The 17,150-nt window shown below is 45.5% G+C and carries 15 protein-coding genes, 8 tRNA genes and 3 rRNA genes; 22 read left to right on the forward strand and 4 right to left on the reverse strand.

Translation table 11 applies throughout. The annotated features are described in order from the left end of the window. The first annotated feature begins 7 nt into the window (after positions 1–7). The 3 genes from truA (at position 8) to rpsI (ending at position 1,790) form a co-directional block, all read left to right on the forward strand. Entirely contained in the window at positions 8–742 is a 735-nt protein-coding gene (gene truA / locus CJ483_RS14390) for a tRNA pseudouridine(38-40) synthase TruA (protein WP_259455806.1), read from the forward strand. A gap of 195 nt (positions 743–937) precedes the next feature. After that, positions 938–1,375 carry a 50S ribosomal protein L13 gene (gene rplM, locus CJ483_RS14395; protein ID WP_120035880.1) on the forward strand — a complete coding sequence of 146 codons (438 nt, stop codon included), beginning with the start codon at positions 938–940 and terminating at the stop codon, positions 1,373–1,375. Between the two features lie 22 nt (positions 1,376–1,397). Then, entirely contained in the window at positions 1,398–1,790 is a 393-nt protein-coding gene (gene rpsI / locus CJ483_RS14400; RefSeq protein WP_120035881.1) for a 30S ribosomal protein S9, read from the forward strand. Between the two features lie 133 nt (positions 1,791–1,923). Here the strand turns inward: rpsI and CJ483_RS14405 are convergent, their stop codons facing one another. Beyond that, positions 1,924–3,195 (reverse strand): cation:dicarboxylate symporter family transporter, encoded by a 1,272-nt coding sequence (locus tag CJ483_RS14405; protein ID WP_120035882.1) that lies wholly within the window; start codon positions 3,193–3,195, stop codon positions 1,924–1,926. 322 nt (positions 3,196–3,517) lie between these two features. Here CJ483_RS14405 and CJ483_RS14410 point away from each other — a divergent pair, with 322 nt between their 5' ends. The 4 genes from CJ483_RS14410 (at position 3,518) to CJ483_RS14420 (ending at position 6,263) form a co-directional block, all read left to right on the forward strand. After that, a complete protein-coding gene (locus CJ483_RS14410; RefSeq protein WP_120035883.1) occupies positions 3,518–4,003 on the forward strand; it encodes a staygreen family protein in 486 nt (161 codons plus the stop codon). A gap of 115 nt (positions 4,004–4,118) precedes the next feature. Continuing rightward, positions 4,119–4,286, forward strand: coding sequence for a hypothetical protein (locus tag CJ483_RS24550; RefSeq protein ID WP_182917059.1), 168 nt, complete (start codon positions 4,119–4,121; stop codon positions 4,284–4,286). Positions 4,287–4,415: 129 nt separating this feature from the next. Then, positions 4,416–5,120 (forward strand): N-acetylmuramoyl-L-alanine amidase CwlD, encoded by a 705-nt coding sequence (gene cwlD, locus CJ483_RS14415; protein ID WP_120035884.1) that lies wholly within the window; start codon positions 4,416–4,418, stop codon positions 5,118–5,120. A gap of 84 nt (positions 5,121–5,204) precedes the next feature. Next, positions 5,205–6,263 (forward strand): Mrp/NBP35 family ATP-binding protein, encoded by a 1,059-nt coding sequence (locus CJ483_RS14420; protein WP_120038044.1) that lies wholly within the window; start codon positions 5,205–5,207, stop codon positions 6,261–6,263. A 99-nt stretch (positions 6,264–6,362) separates the two neighbouring features. Here CJ483_RS14420 and gerD read toward each other — a convergent pair whose 3' ends face one another. After that, positions 6,363–6,950, reverse strand: coding sequence for a spore germination lipoprotein GerD (gerD, locus tag CJ483_RS14425; protein ID WP_120035885.1), 588 nt, complete (start codon positions 6,948–6,950; stop codon positions 6,363–6,365). A 144-nt stretch (positions 6,951–7,094) separates the two neighbouring features. Between gerD and CJ483_RS14430 the strand changes: the two genes are divergently transcribed. Continuing rightward, a complete protein-coding gene (locus tag CJ483_RS14430) occupies positions 7,095–7,706 on the forward strand; it encodes a KinB-signaling pathway activation protein (protein WP_120035886.1) in 612 nt (203 codons plus the stop codon). Positions 7,707–7,729: 23 nt separating this feature from the next. Here CJ483_RS14430 and CJ483_RS14435 read toward each other — a convergent pair whose 3' ends face one another. Continuing rightward, complete coding sequence (locus CJ483_RS14435) at positions 7,730–8,476, reverse strand: polysaccharide deacetylase family protein (RefSeq protein WP_120035887.1); 747 nt, start codon at positions 8,474–8,476, stop codon at positions 7,730–7,732. A gap of 128 nt (positions 8,477–8,604) precedes the next feature. Between CJ483_RS14435 and CJ483_RS14440 the strand changes: the two genes are divergently transcribed. The 13 genes from CJ483_RS14440 (at position 8,605) to rocF (ending at position 16,221) form a co-directional block, all read left to right on the forward strand. After that, positions 8,605–8,859, forward strand: coding sequence for a hypothetical protein (locus CJ483_RS14440; RefSeq protein WP_120035888.1), 255 nt, complete (start codon positions 8,605–8,607; stop codon positions 8,857–8,859). Between the two features lie 459 nt (positions 8,860–9,318). Beyond that, a 16S ribosomal RNA gene (locus tag CJ483_RS14445) occupies positions 9,319–10,872 on the forward strand. Positions 10,873–11,210: 338 nt separating this feature from the next. Then, positions 11,211–14,142 (forward strand): 23S ribosomal RNA (locus CJ483_RS14450). A gap of 135 nt (positions 14,143–14,277) precedes the next feature. Then, positions 14,278–14,393, forward strand: a 5S ribosomal RNA gene (rrf, locus tag CJ483_RS14455). Together the 16S, 23S and 5S rRNA genes with 8 tRNA genes alongside form the textbook arrangement of a ribosomal RNA operon. Before the next feature lie 47 nt (positions 14,394–14,440). Continuing rightward, positions 14,441–14,515, forward strand: a tRNA-Asn gene (locus tag CJ483_RS14460). 1 nt (position 14,516) lies between these two features. After that, positions 14,517–14,589: transfer RNA gene (locus CJ483_RS14465), tRNA-Thr, on the forward strand. Positions 14,590–14,606: 17 nt separating this feature from the next. Further along, positions 14,607–14,678, forward strand: a tRNA-Glu gene (locus CJ483_RS14470). Positions 14,679–14,686: 8 nt separating this feature from the next. Beyond that, a tRNA-Val gene (locus CJ483_RS14475) sits at positions 14,687–14,762 on the forward strand. A 17-nt stretch (positions 14,763–14,779) separates the two neighbouring features. Next, positions 14,780–14,855, forward strand: a tRNA-Thr gene (locus CJ483_RS14480). A 9-nt stretch (positions 14,856–14,864) separates the two neighbouring features. Then, positions 14,865–14,949 (forward strand) — tRNA-Tyr (locus CJ483_RS14485). 70 nt (positions 14,950–15,019) lie between these two features. Further along, positions 15,020–15,094, forward strand: a tRNA-Gln gene (locus CJ483_RS14490). Between the two features lie 4 nt (positions 15,095–15,098). Further along, positions 15,099–15,171 (forward strand) — tRNA-Lys (locus CJ483_RS14495). Positions 15,172–15,315: 144 nt separating this feature from the next. Next, positions 15,316–16,221, forward strand: coding sequence for an arginase (gene rocF / locus CJ483_RS14500; RefSeq protein WP_120035889.1), 906 nt, complete (start codon positions 15,316–15,318; stop codon positions 16,219–16,221). A 46-nt stretch (positions 16,222–16,267) separates the two neighbouring features. Here the strand turns inward: rocF and CJ483_RS14505 are convergent, their stop codons facing one another. After that, on the reverse strand, positions 16,268–16,417 hold the full coding sequence (locus CJ483_RS14505) for an aspartyl-phosphate phosphatase Spo0E family protein (RefSeq protein ID WP_120035890.1): 150 nt from the start codon (positions 16,415–16,417) through the stop codon (positions 16,268–16,270). Positions 16,418–16,586: 169 nt separating this feature from the next. Between CJ483_RS14505 and sigW the strand changes: the two genes are divergently transcribed. Further along, the gene (sigW, locus tag CJ483_RS14510) at positions 16,587–17,150 is read left to right on the forward strand and encodes an RNA polymerase sigma factor SigW (RefSeq protein WP_120035891.1); all 564 of its coding nucleotides are present in this window, start codon (positions 16,587–16,589) and stop codon (positions 17,148–17,150) included.

Raw genomic sequence — 17,150 nt, forward strand, 5'->3', positions numbered from 1 at the left:
TAATATGCTGCGAGTGAAATGCACGATTGCTTATGATGGAGCCCGATTTTCCGGCTATCAGGTACAACCGCACAGTCGCACTGTCCAGGAGGAGTTGGAGAAAGCACTGGCTGTTATTCATAAGGGAAGAGAAGTAAGAGTGACAGCATCCGGACGGACGGATGCGGGTGTTCATGCGAGAGGGCAAGTAATCCATTTTGATACACCGCTCTCTGTTCCGGATGACCGCTGGCCGTCGGCGCTTAACAGCCGTCTTCCTGATGATATAGCTGTAAAACAAGCTGAAATCGTTGCTGATTCCTTTCATGCGCGTTTTTCAGCGGTCGGCAAAGAATACCGTTATAAAATTTATCAGAATGCAGTTCGCGATCCTTTTAACCGCTTTTATGCTTGTCATTCCCCGGTAGAATTGGATGCTTCGCTTATGCAAGAGGCCGCTCACTCGTTAATTGGCACTCATGACTTTACAAGCTTCTGCTCAGCGAAAACAGAAGTAGAGGATAAAGTAAGAACCATTACTAAGCTGGAGGTTATCCAAAGCGGAGAAGAAATAGAACTGCGGGTGGCAGGAAACGGATTTTTATATAATATGGTCCGTATCATTGCTGGGACATTAATGGAAGCAGGCAAGGGAAAGTTGAGCCCTGAAGACATGCCGTCTATTCTTGCCGGCTGCGACCGTTCACTGGCAGGGAAAACCGCACCGGCAGAAGGATTGTATTTATGGAAAGTACTTTATTAAGCTTTCTAATACATCGGTTGCCATGGCAACTAGCCCGGGTGTCACATTTTTTCTTGACATTGACTCTAGGAAGTTATATTATATCCTATGGTACGTTATTTAACCCCACGATAAGCCCCGGAAACTTATTCGTGATATAAATAAAATACGATGAACATTGAAACAATTAATTTATTTTTAGGAGGGCAAATACCAATGCGTACGACTTATATGGCAAAAGCAGGCGAAATCGAACGTAAATGGTACGTGATCGACGCTGCAGGCCAAACACTAGGCCGTCTTTCCAGCGAAGTTGCGTCTATTTTACGCGGTAAACATAAACCAACATTCACACCACATGTTGACACTGGTGATCATGTTATTATCATCAATGCAGAAAAAATCGAATTAACAGGCAACAAATTAGCGGACAAAATTTACTACCGTCACAGCATGTATCCAGGCGGTTTGAAAACTCGTACTGCTAACGAAATGCGCACAAACTACCCTGAAAGAATGCTTGAGCTTGCAATCAAAGGCATGCTTCCAAAAGGTTCTTTAGGTCGTCAAATGGCTAAAAAATTACACGTATACGCTGGTTCTGAACATAAGCACCAAGCTCAACAACCGGAAGTTTACGAACTTCGCGGCTAATTATTAAGAGGAGGTTATTATCTTGGCACAAGTTCAATATATCGGAACAGGTCGCCGCAAGAGCTCTGTTGCTCGTGTGCGCTTAGTACCTGGAGACGGAAGAATCGTCATCAATGGACGTGACGTAGAAGACTATATCCCATTCGAAGCATTACGTACAGTAATCAAGCAGCCGCTTGTAGCAACTGAAACAACTGGCAGCTATGATGTACTTGTAAACGTACAAGGAGGCGGCTACACTGGACAAGCGGGAGCGATCCGTCATGGTATCGCACGTGCGCTTCTTCATGTAGACCCTGAGTACCGTGCAGTATTAAAACGCGCTGGCTACTTAACTCGTGATGCACGTATGAAAGAACGTAAAAAATACGGTCTTAAAGCAGCTCGTCGTGCACCTCAGTTCTCAAAACGTTAATTATTGGCGTTTCAAAGGCTCTCAACCATTTTGGTTGGGGGTCTTTTTTGTTTGGCACGCAGAGAAGAAGGGCGTCCCCATAGATTCTCGGATAAAAAACGACCGGCTGTTCTTAGAGAGCCGGTCGTTTCACTTATTTGTAGGTTTCATAGTAGGCGGTCCGCTTGGCGTCATCAAAGCGGTGTTCCCACTTGGAAATAACGATAGTTGCCAGGGAATTCCCAACCACATTGACAACGGTACGCGCCATATCGAGCAGTCGATCGATCCCTGCGATGAAGGCCAGTCCTTCGAGCGGGATGCCGACCGAGCCGAGTGTAGCCAACAGAACGACAAATGACACGCCCGGCACACCGGCGATTCCTTTCGAGGTGACCATGAGCACCAGGACAAGAGTGATCTGATGAGTGATGCTCAAATGGATATCGTACATCTGGGCGATAAACAAGGCGGCGATAGCCTGATAAAGCGTGGAACCGTCCAAGTTAAATGAATAGCCCGTCGGAACGACAAATGATACGATATCTTTCGGACTGCCAAACCTTTCCATTTTTTCGATGATTTTTGGCAATACGGTCTCCGAGCTAGACGTTGAATAGGCGAGCAACAATTCATCTTTCAGGACACGAAGGAGATGGAAGATATTAATGCCTATTAGTTTTGCGATTCCACCCAGCACAAATAAGATAAAGAAAATCATGGTGGCGTAGACGAGAATCATGAGCTTTCCGAGCGGCACTAACGAGGCTAGACCGAATTTTGAAACTGTCACGGCAATCAGTCCAAAGACGCCGAACGGAGCAAAACGCATGATTAAGTTCGTCACCCAGAACATGGCATCTGCCACTCCCTCGAAGAAGACCAGCACCGGTTTCCCTTTATCACCAATCGCTGCAATTCCCAGTCCAAAGAGGACTGTGAAGAAAATGATTTGCAACATATCGGCATTCGCCATTGAGCTCACAATGTTTGTTGGAACGATGTCCACAAGAATCTGTAGGGGACCGTGATCCTCGCTCTCTACTTCTTTCGTTGTTTTCATATATTCGTCGATATTGCCTTTTTCTAGGCTTGACATATCAATCCCGGAGCCAGGATGGAACAAATTCGCAGACAGCAGGCCGACTAAGATAGCCACAGTCGTCACTGCTTCAAAATAGAGAATCGTTTTCCCGCCGATTTTACCTAATTGTTTCAGGTCTCCGGTGCCTGCCACTCCTAAGACAAGCGTGGAGATGATAATCGGCACGACGATCATTTTGATCATATTTAGAAATATCGTTCCGAGGGGCTGCAGATACTTTTCTACACCCGGATGCCCGTAAAATACCGCTCCAACGATAATCCCTAAAATTAAGCCAGCTAAAATTTGATAAGCCAGTGAAAACCTGAACTTCTTTTTCATATTGTTACCCTACTTTCTCATCCTCTTTGATCTCTAAACCTATGTCTTTTCCTTTCTTCCCTGTTTTAAAATTTTTCACACCTTTGTAATAAAATATTTTATCAATAAGAAAAATAACTAAATTTTCCATGTGTGATGGAGGAACGGATCAATTGTACGTTTGGGCATGGAACAATGCGGGCCGAAAAGGGGAAGTGGGGAACCCATTTGGACACTATCATTATCATGCCAAATGGGCTGTTCTTTTATGAAGAAGCGGGCGATAGGCTAGGTGTATAAAGTGTAAAAGGGATTTTTATTCACGGAGAGGAGATCACAATCGTTGTTTGATCTGCAAAAGTTATTTGTACAGCTTACCCCGCCTGCCACATTTGTTCAGCCGGTAGAAGGAAGAAAATATACGCTCACCCATTCGGATGTGACAGCTAAATTATTTTTGGACGTTGGATATGTATATAACTGTAAGGCAATCAATTGGAAAATGCGGGATGAAGTGCTGGCCGAGTGGAAAAAAGATCGGGAAGGCCGGTTGTATTTGGCCGGGAAGGCGTATGTAGATGGTGGAGAGTTTAGGAAAGAGGTTTCAGGTCTCCGGTTTAATCTATTCCAGAAAGAGATCGGTACAGCGATAACAGGGATCGTATATGGCGACTGGCCGTTTTACTATAACTATCCGGCTTTGCTAGATGCTCCTATCTTTGTCCACTATGATTCCACTTATCCGGAGTACAGTCACGTTTTTTACTATGGCACACCCCGTCAATATGTAAAACAAATTTCTTCGGGCTTCCGATTAGCCAGGCTATGATCTTTGGTATTATAGCTTTTCGTGGTGAAGGTGACAAGTTCAGCCATGAATATGAAAGTAAGGAAAAGGAGACGCTAATAGTAGTTTGCTGTCACTAAGGAAAAGAGGTGAGGAGATGGCTAAGCGGAAAGCAGAGAGAAATGCAGTAGAGAAATATGCGAAAACCCCAAAGAAGAACATTGAGGAAGCTGATTACTCTGTAGAGTTTGCGGATGGAGAAGATCCGATGAAAGGAGCAAATCGGAACTCTAACCTTGGGAGAAAAGGGCGAGGCAATGAGTAAGAATCAATCATAAGCCCATAAAGCAAGGAAGCAGAAAAGAAAGGGTCGGTCCAGCTTTTTTATATACTCACTCATAATTCCCTCACTTGTCCCATATGATGTCAACAGGAGAGGAAAAGGGGGAGTTGGATGAGAGGATGGAAAAGATGGATTGCTTTCTTGCTGAGCGGTGCCATCCTTGTTTTTGTCATTCAATTTTTAAACACTAATTATATGTCTTGGAAGCCATGGAGTATGCCACTTTCAGGAAAAATTATCTATTTAGATGCCGGGCATGGCGGACCGGATGGCGGAGCGGGAGATAGGGACGCGCTGGAAAAAGATATTGCTCTGGCAGTCACTAAGAAAGTTCGCGATTATTTGCAGGAGCAGGGAGCGATCGTTTTAATGACAAGAGAGAAGGATGTAGACCTAGCTCCTTCAGATATACAATCATACCGCTCGCGAAAAACGGAGGATTTAAAAAAACGGCTTCAGTTAATTAATGATTCTGAAGCGGACCTTTTTGTAAGCATTCATTTAAATGCCATTCCTTCCCCGCGCTGGAGAGGGGCACAAACTTTTTATGCCCCGCATATAGAGGAAAATAAAGAATTAGCGAAGGCTCTCCAATATGAACTTGTCTTAAATCTTGAAAATACGAATAGAGAAGCAAAAGCCATTAACCATGTCTATTTGCTAAAGTATGCAAAAAAGCCAGGAGCGTTGGTTGAGATTGGTTTTCTTTCCAACCCTGAAGAGAAGCGGAACTTGTCAACGGAAGAATACCAGGAGAAAGTGGCAGCATCTATTTATAAAGGGATTATGAAACATATGGATGACAAAGAGGGATAAGGACAAGAGAGTCCTGCCCTTTTTTTGATGGGTGGTTATGGTATACTGTAAGAGAAATGAAAGAGATAAAGGATGGTGGATAGTTTGGTAACGCCAGAACAAGTACGAGATATTCTAAGTCAAATGAACGACCCCATTTTACATAAAACGTTGGCAGAAACAAACGGTATTGTTGATATTAGTGTCAAAGAAGAAAAGCAGCATGTAAGTGTCAAAGTAGCCATTGCCCAGACAGGCACGGCAGAACAACTGCCGTTCCAAATGCAAATTGTTGAAGCATTAAAAGCAGCGGGCGCACAAACAGTTGGTATTCGCTTTTCAGAGCTTCCGGAAGATGTGCTTGCCAGGTACCGCAGTTCAGAAAGCCATCAGGATCATAATCTGTTGTCGCCGGATAGTCAGACAACGTTCATCGCTATTGCAAGCGGAAAGGGCGGTGTCGGTAAATCGACTGTTTCCGTCAACCTTGCTGTAGCTCTTGCCCGTTTAGGGAAGAAGGTTGGACTCGTGGATGCTGATATTTACGGGTTTAGCGTACCGGATATGATGGGAATTGAGCAACGTCCTGTTGTCCGTGGAGATAAAATCGTCCCTGTTGAGCGCTTTGGCGTAAAGGTTATTTCTATGGGCTTCTTTGTGGAAGACAATGCTCCTGTTATTTGGCGTGGTCCGATGCTCGGAAAAATGCTCAATAACTTCTTCCAAGAAGTAGAATGGGGGGAGTTGGATTACTTGTTGCTTGATTTGCCGCCGGGAACAGGCGACGTAGCGCTTGATGTTCACTCGATGATCCCTCATTCCAAGGAAATCATTGTCTCTACCCCGCATCCGACGGCGGCTTTCGTTGCAGCCCGGGCCGGAGCTATGGCTTTACGGACGGATCATGAAGTTATTGGCGTCATTGAAAACATGGCTTACTTTGAAAGCAAGAAGACGGGAGAAAAGGAATACGTATTCGGGCGCGGAGGCGGAGACAAATTGGCAGAAGAGCTTCGCACGGAAATATTAGGGCGCCTGCCGCTTGAACAGCCAGATTGGAATGAAGAAGAGTTCGCTCCGTCCATTTATGCGGCCGATCACAGGCTTGGGAAGATTTATCAAGAAATCGCAGAAAAAGTAGTCAATAAATTAAACGACAAATAAAAAAGACAGCCGGTGAGAATCCTCCCGGCTGTTTTAGTTGTAGGAAAAGGCTTTGTACATCTATCAGTGGGTAAAGGAGTGTTAAGGTTTAATCTTGGATCAAGAGCTTCCGCCTTGCTTCTTCTCTTTTCCCCCGCCTGCGTTTGCTTCTTCTGCTGCCGCTTTCAGTAAAATATCCTGTATTTTTGCTTTATATAAAGGACTCTCGAAAGTCTCATTCATTATTTTTTGCAAGTGCTCACGGTATTCTTTACTCTTCATCAGTTGTGTTACATTTTTCTCGTATTCTGGGTCCTGCATAATACTGAGCATCATGTCCTGATATTGAGGATCTTTCATAAGCGTCTTTAATAAATCCTCTTGTTCATTCCTCATTCCCTTAGCAATGGCGCTGGCAAATGCCGGATCTTTAAAAGCTTCTTTCCAGAACTTTTTTCCTTTTTCGGAGGTTAGGGTGTCTTCAATCGTTTTAGTGATCATTTCCTGATCCATGACGAGTTGTTGCTTTACTTTTTCATCTTCCATCATGTCTTGAAGGGCCTTTTTTCCATCATCTGTTTTTAATATATCAACGACCATTTTTTTGGTCGCATCATAATCCATTTGAGCCGTTCCAGCATCGGCCGCACCCCCTCCGCAAGCCGCCAAGAAAAAACGAGAAAGAGGAGCGGCAAGACAGGTTTCCACATAAAGAAGCTCCTTTCTAGCCTTTTCTTATTTTTAATATGAGCAGTGACAAAGAAATTATTCAAGGCTGCAGCCGTGCCTAGATTTTTTTTATCTTCATTGTTACAATCAGGAGAGCATAACTATATAGTTGGGGGTAACAAGGTGACAATCCGGAATTGGATCAGGTTTTTTGTACATACATTATTGATTGGCGGAGTAGCTGCCAGCATTCTCGGCTTTTTTATTCGCTGGGATGAATTATCTCCGTTAATCAGTACAGGGGGATGGAAAGATCTTTTTTCTATTTTAACTTGGCATGTGTTTGTTGGGTTTACATTTAGCGTAATTAGTCAAATGGGTTTTTTTGCTTATTTAACTGTTCATCAATTTGGAGCAAGCATGTTCCGGTCATTTTGGAATAGTGTACAGTTTGTCATTATCGCATTTGTTTTATTCGATCTTATCTATTTTCGCTTTCAAGCATTTGCTGATAAAGGGGAATCTATTTTTCCCTACATTGGCTTAGCTGTCTTGCTTTTTGTAATTGGTCTGATAGTTGCATTTTTCAAAGCGAAGCAATCCAACAAGAGCGTATTCATTTCTGCTTTGTTTTTTATGGTAGTGGTTACTGTTCTAGAATGGTTGCCGGTACTTCAGGCGAATGAAACGAGATGGCTGTATATTATGCTGTTTACTCTATTGCCATGTAATGCCTTTCAGTTGCTGGCTTTGCCTAAATATAATCAACGCCCATCTAAAAAAAGCGGAGCCTAAAGGCCCTGCTTTTTTGTTTTGAATTAGGGGATAAGTTTGGTTTCGACTTCTCCATTGGCGATTAGTTCCGATACTGTTACCAGTTTGTCGGATGATCTTGAGATATCAATAATTTGTGGAAGAACAGCATTTGTTTGTTTAGCTGAATCGGATGCGTGCATAAAGATAATATCACCGTTTTTGGCTGCTTTCACCTTAGATAGAATTGAAGCAGTTCCTGGATTTCTCCAATCATTTGTATCAATGCTCCAGTGCACATAAGTCAAATTCATTTCGTTTACGATCTTTAATACCTCTTGGTTAAAGTGGCCTGTCGGTGCTCGAACTAATTTAATTTCTTCGATTTGCAGCTTTTTAAATACTTCTTGAGCTTTAAGCAAGTCTTTCCTAATTTCAGCTTTTTCCATAGACGTGTAGTCGACATAGTTATAACCTAACAAGCCAATTTCAAAGTGGTGATCTTTCATTTTTTTCACGAGATCTGGATGGCGTTCTGCCCAAGAAGCTGACAAGAAAAAGGTTGCTTTAGCTTTATGACGAATGAGTGTATGCAAAATCTGTCCCGCTTTTTCATCGCCCCATCCAATGTCAAAAGTTAAAGCTATTCCATTTTCCCCCTTATAAATTGCTTTTGGAGACTCTTTTTCTAAAAAAACAGGAATACTTAAAAGATTTTGGGTAAACAATAAAATAGCTGTAAAGAATGAAACTGAAATAAGTAACAAGAACTGCTTCGTTTTTTTCATATGCACACTATAAAAGAACGTCATGTTCTCCCTCCGCTAAAATCATCTTATTCAACTTTATGAGCATGTACACAAATATTATGACAAACAAATAGATTTGCCGAATAGCATAGTAGTATGACATTGAATAAAAAAGAAAAACGGGTGATGAGATGCTGGCATTGTTAATTAGCGAAGAAGAAAAGCGAGAAATTTATTATTTGATCAAGCGGGAAATGGATGAAATACTATTCGATCTCGGTGATTCAAGGATAGATGAGTCCGTTAAGCGCTCTATGAAGAAAAAATACGTGCGGCTGTTTAAATTGTTTAAAAGAGTAGCTGCTGAAGAAGAATGTATGAAGTACTTAGCCTATAAAATGTCGGCTGAAAAAGAGCAATCGTCAGCTTCTTCCTTTGATGCCTGACATAAAAGGATCATTTATGGAATCTGGAGAAAAGGGGTTTTTCGCATAATACGCAAAAAGAATGATGGAGAGAAGGAAAGAGCCTATTCAAGACAGTTAAAAGGTATAGTAAAAAGGAGTAATTGGCCATTTACAAAGAAGAGGTAAGGCTAGTCATTCTGTAGAGAGATTAGCCTTTTTTCTATTGAATAATGATTTGTTATGAGCGAAAAAATTTATTATAAAATAACTTGTTGACAAAAATCTTTTATGTGTGTTAAATTACTAATTGTCGCTGAAAACAAAGCAGCTGATGTAAGATTTGAAAATAAAAAATAACTGTTGACTTGTAAGTGGTAAAAGTGTTATGATAGTCAAGTCGCTGTTAAAGGCAAAAGAAAAATTGATCTTTGAAAACTGAACAAAATACATGCCAGTAAGTTAATTCTTATTTTTAAATTATGAGCAAGTCAAACAATCTTTTTGGAGAGTTTGATCCTGGCTCAGGACGAACGCTGGCGGCGTGCCTAATACATGCAAGTCGAGCGGACTTGACGGAGCTTGCTCTGTTCAAGTTAGCGGCGGACGGGTGAGTAACACGTGGGTAACCTACCTGTAAGACTGGGATAACTCCGGGAAACCGGGGCTAATACCGGATATTCTTTTTCTTCGCATGAAGAAGAATGGAAAGGCGGCTTTTAGCTGCCACTTACAGATGGACCCGCGGCGCATTAGCTAGTTGGTGAGGTAACGGCTCACCAAGGCGACGATGCGTAGCCGACCTGAGAGGGTGATCGGCCACACTGGGACTGAGACACGGCCCAGACTCCTACGGGAGGCAGCAGTAGGGAATCTTCCGCAATGGACGAAAGTCTGACGGAGCAACGCCGCGTGAGTGAAGAAGGTTTTCGGATCGTAAAGCTCTGTTGTCAGGGAAGAACAAGTACCAAAGTAACTGTTGGTACCTTGACGGTACCTGACCAGAAAGCCACGGCTAACTACGTGCCAGCAGCCGCGGTAATACGTAGGTGGCAAGCGTTGTCCGGAATTATTGGGCGTAAAGCGCGCGCAGGCGGCTTCTTAAGTCTGATGTGAAAGCCCACGGCTCAACCGTGGAGGGTCATTGGAAACTGGGAGGCTTGAGTGCAGAAGAGGAGAGCGGAATTCCACGTGTAGCGGTGAAATGCGTAGAGATGTGGAGGAACACCAGTGGCGAAGGCGGCTCTCTGGTCTGTAACTGACGCTGAGGCGCGAAAGCGTGGGGAGCGAACAGGATTAGATACCCTGGTAGTCCACGCCGTAAACGATGAGTGCTAAGTGTTGGAGGGTTTCCGCCCTTCAGTGCTGCAGCTAACGCATTAAGCACTCCGCCTGGGGAGTACGGCCGCAAGGCTGAAACTCAAAGGAATTGACGGGGGCCCGCACAAGCGGTGGAGCATGTGGTTTAATTCGAAGCAACGCGAAGAACCTTACCAGGTCTTGACATCCCGCTGACCGGTCTGGAGACAGATCTTTCCCTTCGGGGACAGCGGTGACAGGTGGTGCATGGTTGTCGTCAGCTCGTGTCGTGAGATGTTGGGTTAAGTCCCGCAACGAGCGCAACCCTTGATCTTAGTTGCCAGCATTCAGTTGGGCACTCTAAGGTGACTGCCGGTGACAAACCGGAGGAAGGTGGGGATGACGTCAAATCATCATGCCCCTTATGACCTGGGCTACACACGTGCTACAATGGATGGTACAAAGGGCTGCAAGACCGCAAGGTTTAGCCAATCCCATAAAACCATTCTCAGTTCGGATTGCAGGCTGCAACTCGCCTGCATGAAGCCGGAATCGCTAGTAATCGCGGATCAGCATGCCGCGGTGAATACGTTCCCGGGCCTTGTACACACCGCCCGTCACACCACGAGAGTTTGCAACACCCGAAGTCGGTGGGGTAACCCTTACGGGAGCCAGCCGCCTAAGGTGGGGCAGATGATTGGGGTGAAGTCGTAACAAGGTAGCCGTATCGGAAGGTGCGGCTGGATCACCTCCTTTCTAAGGAACTTGTGAACCGTGTCAGGCTTTTAGCCGCACGTAGTAGCAACAGAGAACGCTGTTCTCACAAACGAATTAACGGCATTGTTTTTTGTTCAGTTTTGAAGGATGAATTCCTTCTCTATAGGTAAGCAACTTTGTTCTTTGAAAACTGGATAATATCGTATAAAAGTAACCAAGCAATAACCGAGTAATCGCCATTTTAGGTATTTTTCAAAGAAAGAAGAGAAGCAAGCAGTTCGAGGAAGCAACTGAATGACTGACTGAGCGTATTTGCATACGTGAGGGAAGGAATGAAGAAAGCTGAAGACGAAATGCGCCGCTTGTATTTTTTCTTAGGTTAAGTTAGAAAGGGCGCACGGTGGATGCCTTGGCACTAGGAGCCGAAGAAGGACGGGACTAACTCCGATATGCTCCGGGGAGCTGTAAGTAAGCGTTAATCCGGAGATTTCCGAATGGGGAAACCCACTGTTCGTAATGGAACAGTATCCCTACCTGAATCCATAGGGTAGGAGAAGGCACACCCGGGGAACTGAAACATCTAAGTACCTGGAGGAAGAGAAAGCAAACGCGATTCCCTGAGTAGCGGCGAGCGAAACGGGAACAGCCCAAACCAGAAGGCTTGCCTTCTGGGGTTGTAGGACACTCTATACGGAGTTACAAAAGAACGGTGTAGGCGAAGAGGTCTGGAAAGGCCCATCAGAGAAGGTAACAATCCTGTAGCCGAAACATCGTTCTCTCCAGAGTGGATCCTGAGTACGGCGGAACACGTGAAATTCCGTCGGAATCCGGGAGGACCATCTCCCAAGGCTAAATACTCCCTAGTGACCGATAGTGAACCAGTACCGTGAGGGAAAGGTGAAAAGCACCCCGGAAGGGGAGTGAAAGAGAACCTGAAACCGTGTGCCTACAAGTAGTCAGAGCCCGTTAATGGGTGATGGCGTGCCTTTTGTAGAATGAACCGGCGAGTTGCGATTTCATGCGAGGTTAAGCCGCAAAGGCGGAGCCGCAGCGAAAGCGAGTCTGAATAGGGCGCATGAGTATGAGGTCGCAGACCCGAAACCAGGTGATCTACCCATGTCCAGGGTGAAGGTAAGGTAACACTTACTGGAGGCCCGAACCCACGCACGTTGAAAAGTGCGGGGATGAGGTGTGGGTAGCGGTGAAATTCCAATCGAACCTGGAGATAGCTGGTTCTCTCCGAAATAGCTTTAGGGCTAGCCTCAAGGGAAGAGTCTTGGAGGTAGAGCACTGTTTGGACTAGGGGCCCCCCTCGGGTTACCGAATTCAGACAAACTCCGAATGCCAAAGACTTATCCTTGGGAGTCAGACTGCGAGTGATAAGATCCGTAGTCAAGAGGGAAACAGCCCAGACCACCAGCTAAGGTCCCCAAGTATACGTTAAGTGGAAAAGGATGTGGAGTTGCTTAGACAACCAGGATGTTGGCTTAGAAGCAGCCACCATTTAAAGAGTGCGTAATAGCTCACTGGTCGAGTGACTCTGCGCCGAAAATGTACCGGGGCTAAACGTATCACCGAAGCTGTGGATGGACACCTTGTGGTGTCCGTGGTAGGAGAGCGTTCTAAGGGCGGTGAAGCAAGACCGGAAGGACTTGTGGAGCGCTTAGAAGTGAGAATGCCGGTATGAGTAGCGAAAGAAGGGTGAGAATCCCTTCCACCGAATGCCTAAGGTTTCCTGAGGAAGGCTCGTCCTCTCAGGGTTAGTCGGGACCTAAGCCGAGGCCGATAGGCGTAGGCGATGGACAACAGGTTGATATTCCTGTACCACCTCTTCACCATTTGAGCAATGGGGGGACGCAGGAGGATAGGGCAAGCGCACAGTTGGTTGTGCGTCCAAGCAGTTAGGCCGGTGATGAGGCAAATCCCATCACCATGAAGGCGGAGCTGTGACGGCGAGGGAAATGTAGTACCGAAGTTCCTGATTCCACACTGCCAAGAAAAGCCTCTAGCGAGGTGAAAGGTGCCCGTACCGCAAACCGACACAGGTAGGCGAGGAGAGAATCCTAAGGTGAGCGAGTGAACTCTCGTTAAGGAACTCGGCAAAATGACCCCGTAACTTCGGGAGAAGGGGTGCTCTTTGGGGTGCATAGCCCTGAGGAGCCGCAGTGAATAGGCCCAGGCGACTGTTTAGCAAAAACACAGGTCTCTGCGAAGCCGTAAGGCGAAGTATAGGGGCTGACGCCTGCCCGGTGCTGGAAGGTTAAGAGGAGGGGTTAGCTCACGCGAAGCTCTGAATTGAAGCCCCAGTAAACGGCGGCCGTAACTATAACGGTCCTAAGGTAGCGAAATTCCTTGTCGGGTAAGTTCCGACCCGCACGAAAGGCGTAACGATCTGGGCACTGTCTCAACGAGAGACTCGGTGAAATTATAGTACCTGTGAAGATGCAGGTTACCCGCGACAGGACGGAAAGACCCCGTGGAGCTTTACTGCAGCCTGATATTGAATTTCGGCACAGCTTGTACAGGATAGGTAGGAGCCTTTGAAACCGGAGCGCCAGCTTCGGTGGAGGCGTCGGTGGGATACTACCCTGGCTGTGTTGAACTTCTAACCCGCACCCGTGATCCGGGTGGGAGACAGTGTCAGGCGGGCAGTTTGACTGGGGCGGTCGCCTCCTAAAGAGTAACGGAGGCGCCCAAAGGTTCCCTCAGAATGGTTGGAAATCATTCGCAGAGTGTAAAGGCACAAGGGAGCTTGACTGCGAGACCTACAAGTCGAGCAGGGACGAAAGTCGGGCTTAGTGATCCGGTGGTTCCGCATGGAAGGGCCATCGCTCAACGGATAAAAGCTACCCCGGGGATAACAGGCTTATCTCCCCCAAGAGTCCACATCGACGGGGAGGTTTGGCACCTCGATGTCGGCTCATCGCATCCTGGGGCTGTAGTCGGTCCCAAGGGTTGGGCTGTTCGCCCATTAAAGCGGTACGCGAGCTGGGTTCAGAACGTCGTGAGACAGTTCGGTCCCTATCCGTCGCGGGCGCAGGAAATTTGAGAGGAGCTGTCCTTAGTACGAGAGGACCGGGATGGACGCACCGCTGGTGTACCAGTTGTCTTGCCAAAGGCATCGCTGGGTAGCTATGTGCGGACGGGATAAGTGCTGAAAGCATCTAAGCATGAAGCCCCCCTCAAGATGAGATTTCCCATAGCGCAAGCTAGTAAGATCCCTGAAAGATGATCAGGTAGATAGGTTCGAGGTGGAAGCGTGGCGACACGTGGAGCTGACGAATACTAATCGATCGAGGACTTATCCTAAATGATACGCCTAACGGCGTCACACATGAAATGGCACGGAGTTGCCGGTTACTTGAACATATTATCCAGTTTTGAAAGAACAAAAAAGCTTGCTAAATAAGAAGATTTTGCTATAATAGTAAATGTCTTAAATAGTCTGGTGGCGATAGCGAAGAGGTCACACCCGTTCCCATCCCGAACACGGAAGTTAAGCTCTTCAGCGCCGATGGTAGTTGGGGGATTCCCCCTGTGAGAGTAGGACGCTGCCAGGCGACTTGATTTTTAGTCAATGTGTTGTACATCTGCAGCTAGAAATTATTCCGCAGTAGCTCAGTGGTAGAGCAATCGGCTGTTAACCGATCGGTCGCAAGTTCGAATCTTGCCTGCGGAGCCATGCTTCCATAGCTCAGCAGGTAGAGCACTTCCATGGTAAGGAAGAGGTCACCGGTTCGAGCCCGGTTGGAAGCTTACTATTTTTTGAGAATGGCCCCTTGGTCAAGCGGTTAAGACACCGCCCTTTCACGGCGGTAACACGGGTTCGAATCCCGTAGGGGTCATCATTTATGGAGGATTAGCTCAGCTGGGAGAGCACCTGCCTTACAAGCAGGGGGTCGGCGGTTCGATCCCGTCATCCTCCACCATTGCTATTTATATCTATGCCGGTGTAGCTCAATTGGTAGAGCAACTGACTTGTAATCAGTAGGTTGGGGGTTCAAGTCCTCTTGCCGGCACCACTTTATTGTGGAGGGGTAGCGAAGTGGCTAAACGCGGCGGACTGTAAATCCGCTCCCTCAGGGTTCGGCGGTTCGAATCCGTCCCCCTCCACCAGTTTTTATGAATAAAACAAATGAAATGCGGGCATATTTATAATGTCCTTTTTATTTCGTCTATACTTCATTGGGCTATAGCCAAGCGGTAAGGCAACGGACTTTGACTCCGTCACTCGTTGGTTCGAATCCAGCTAGCCCAGCCATAACGAGCCATTAGCTCAGTTGGTAGAGCATCTGACTTTTAATCAGAGGGTCGAAGGTTCGAGTCCTTCATGGCTCACTCTTTAAAAAGCTGTTTTAGTTATTCAACTAAAACAGCTTTTTTCTTGTAAAAAATGTGAATAATTATCCATAAAAGTGTCCAGTTGAGTCAAGTTCTTTCTTTCGGTTAAAATAAAGCGAGCAACATGAAAGGAGAGTTCTTATGACTAATGAAAAGAAAATAGCAATCATCGGAGTACCGATGGATTTAGGACAGTTACGCAGAGGGGTAGACATGGGTCCTAGTGCTATCCGCTATGCAGGTATAAGTGAACGTCTAGAAGGTTTGCAATATGAAGTAGAAGATTGCGGTGACATTGAAATTAACAAAAAGCTTTCTGTTCATAGCGAAAATACAAATTTAAAGAACCTGAAAGCGGTTGCCGAAGCAAGCCATCAGTTGGCCGAAAAAGTAGACAACGTTATCCAATCAGGCAGCTTTCCTCTTGTGCTTGGCGGTGACCATAGTATTGCTATCGGAACACTGGCCGGTGTAGCTAAACATTATAATAACTTAGGCGTTATTTGGTACGATGCGCATGGTGATCTAAATACAGCAGAAACTTCTCCTACAGGAAATATTCATGGTATGCCATTAGCTGTCAGCATTGGTCTTGGCCATGAAGATCTTACTGGCATTTATGGGGATTCTCCAAAAGTAAAACCGGAAAATGTGGTTATCATCGGCGCTCGGGATCTGGACGAAGGAGAAAAAGCCCTTATTAAGGAAAAAGGCATAAAAGTATATACCATGCATGAAGTTGATCGTTTAGGAATGACAAGAGTCATTGAAGAAACGATCGAGTACTTAAAGGAAAGAACAGATGGCGTTCATTTGTCACTTGACTTGGATGGACTTGATCCAAGTGATGCACCGGGAGTTGGTACACCAGTCATTGGCGGAATTAGCTACCGGGAAAGTCATTTGGCGATGGAGATGCTTTCAGAAAGCGGGTTAATTACTTCAGCGGAGTTTGTGGAAGTGAATCCAATTCTCGATGAGAAAAATAAAACCGCCTCTGTAGCGGTCGCTTTAATGGCCTCTTTATTTGGAAGCAAGCTTCTATAAGAAGGCAAAAAATAACCGGAACCTGGCTTCATGCCAACGGTTCCGGTTATTTTAATTGTTCGAATTGGTTTAGCAGTTGATCAAGACGTACGCTGATTTCTACTACTTTTTTATCGGAGAAGGATGTTTTCATAGCCAAATTCACCATATGATTCCGACAATCTTCAATTTCCTCTAGTAATTCCGCTGCAGCCATCGCTCTTATTCAACTCCCGCCGTCTAAATTAATTACATTTACTATACCCTTTTACAAAAAATGTAAACATTTTTTTGTAATTTGTTATGATAGAGTTGTGCTTTTTTGAAACCTTTTTAGATGATAATCGTATGAAAAGATACCTGCGAGGGCAGGAGGTAAAAAAATAATGGAGTTAATTGTCCAAAGAAGGATCAAGCAAGTTTTAAAGGGTGATCAAAATGCCTTTGGTGAGATCGTAGAACTTTACAAAGATAAGGTATATCAAATCTGCTTCCGGATGCTATGGGATCGTCACGAGGCAGAGGATGCCGCACAGGAAGCGTTTATTAAAGCGTTTGTTAATATCCATACGTATGACCCTGGAAAGAAATTCGCCACATGGCTTTATAGGATTGCGACCAACCTTTGTATTGACCGAATTCGAAAGAAAAAACCGGATTACCATCTTGATGCCGAAATTTCGGGTACAGAAGGTCTCAACATGTATTCGCAAGTTGCCTCTACGGAAGAACTTCCGGAAGAAGCAGTGGAAAATCTGGAGCTGCAAGAAATCATCCAGTCAGCTATCTTTAATCTTCCTGAGAAATACAGGTCAGTCATCGTCTTAAAATATATCGAAGAGCTGCAGCTGCAAGAGATTGCAGATATTTTGGAATTGCCTTTGGGTACGGTAAAAACACGTATACATAGAGGGCGGGAAGCACTTCGTAAGTATTTGCGGAATATGTAA

It is taken from the genome of Bacillus sp. PK3_68, assembly GCF_003600835.1.
In the GTDB taxonomy this organism is placed as follows: Bacteria; Bacillota; Bacilli; order Bacillales; family Domibacillaceae; genus Pseudobacillus.

Bases quoted from the DNA above. Each gene is read 5' to 3' on its own strand.
- CJ483_RS14505 (WP_120035890.1), bottom strand. From the start codon at position 16,417: ATGGCTGCAGCGGAATTACTAGAGGAAATTGAAGATTGTCGGAATCAT.
- cwlD (WP_120035884.1), top strand. From the start codon at position 4,416: ATGAGAGGATGGAAAAGATGGATTGCTTTCTTGCTGAGCGGTGCCATC.
- CJ483_RS14440 (WP_120035888.1), top strand. From the start codon at position 8,605: ATGCTGGCATTGTTAATTAGCGAAGAAGAAAAGCGAGAAATTTATTAT.
- sigW (WP_120035891.1), top strand. From the start codon at position 16,587: ATGGAGTTAATTGTCCAAAGAAGGATCAAGCAAGTTTTAAAGGGTGAT.
- rocF (WP_120035889.1), top strand. From the start codon at position 15,316: ATGACTAATGAAAAGAAAATAGCAATCATCGGAGTACCGATGGATTTA.
- CJ483_RS24550 (WP_182917059.1), top strand. From the start codon at position 4,119: ATGGCTAAGCGGAAAGCAGAGAGAAATGCAGTAGAGAAATATGCGAAA.
- CJ483_RS14435 (WP_120035887.1), bottom strand. From the start codon at position 8,476: ATGACGTTCTTTTATAGTGTGCATATGAAAAAAACGAAGCAGTTCTTG.
- rplM (WP_120035880.1), top strand. From the start codon at position 938: ATGCGTACGACTTATATGGCAAAAGCAGGCGAAATCGAACGTAAATGG.
- CJ483_RS14405 (WP_120035882.1), bottom strand. From the start codon at position 3,195: ATGAAAAAGAAGTTCAGGTTTTCACTGGCTTATCAAATTTTAGCTGGC.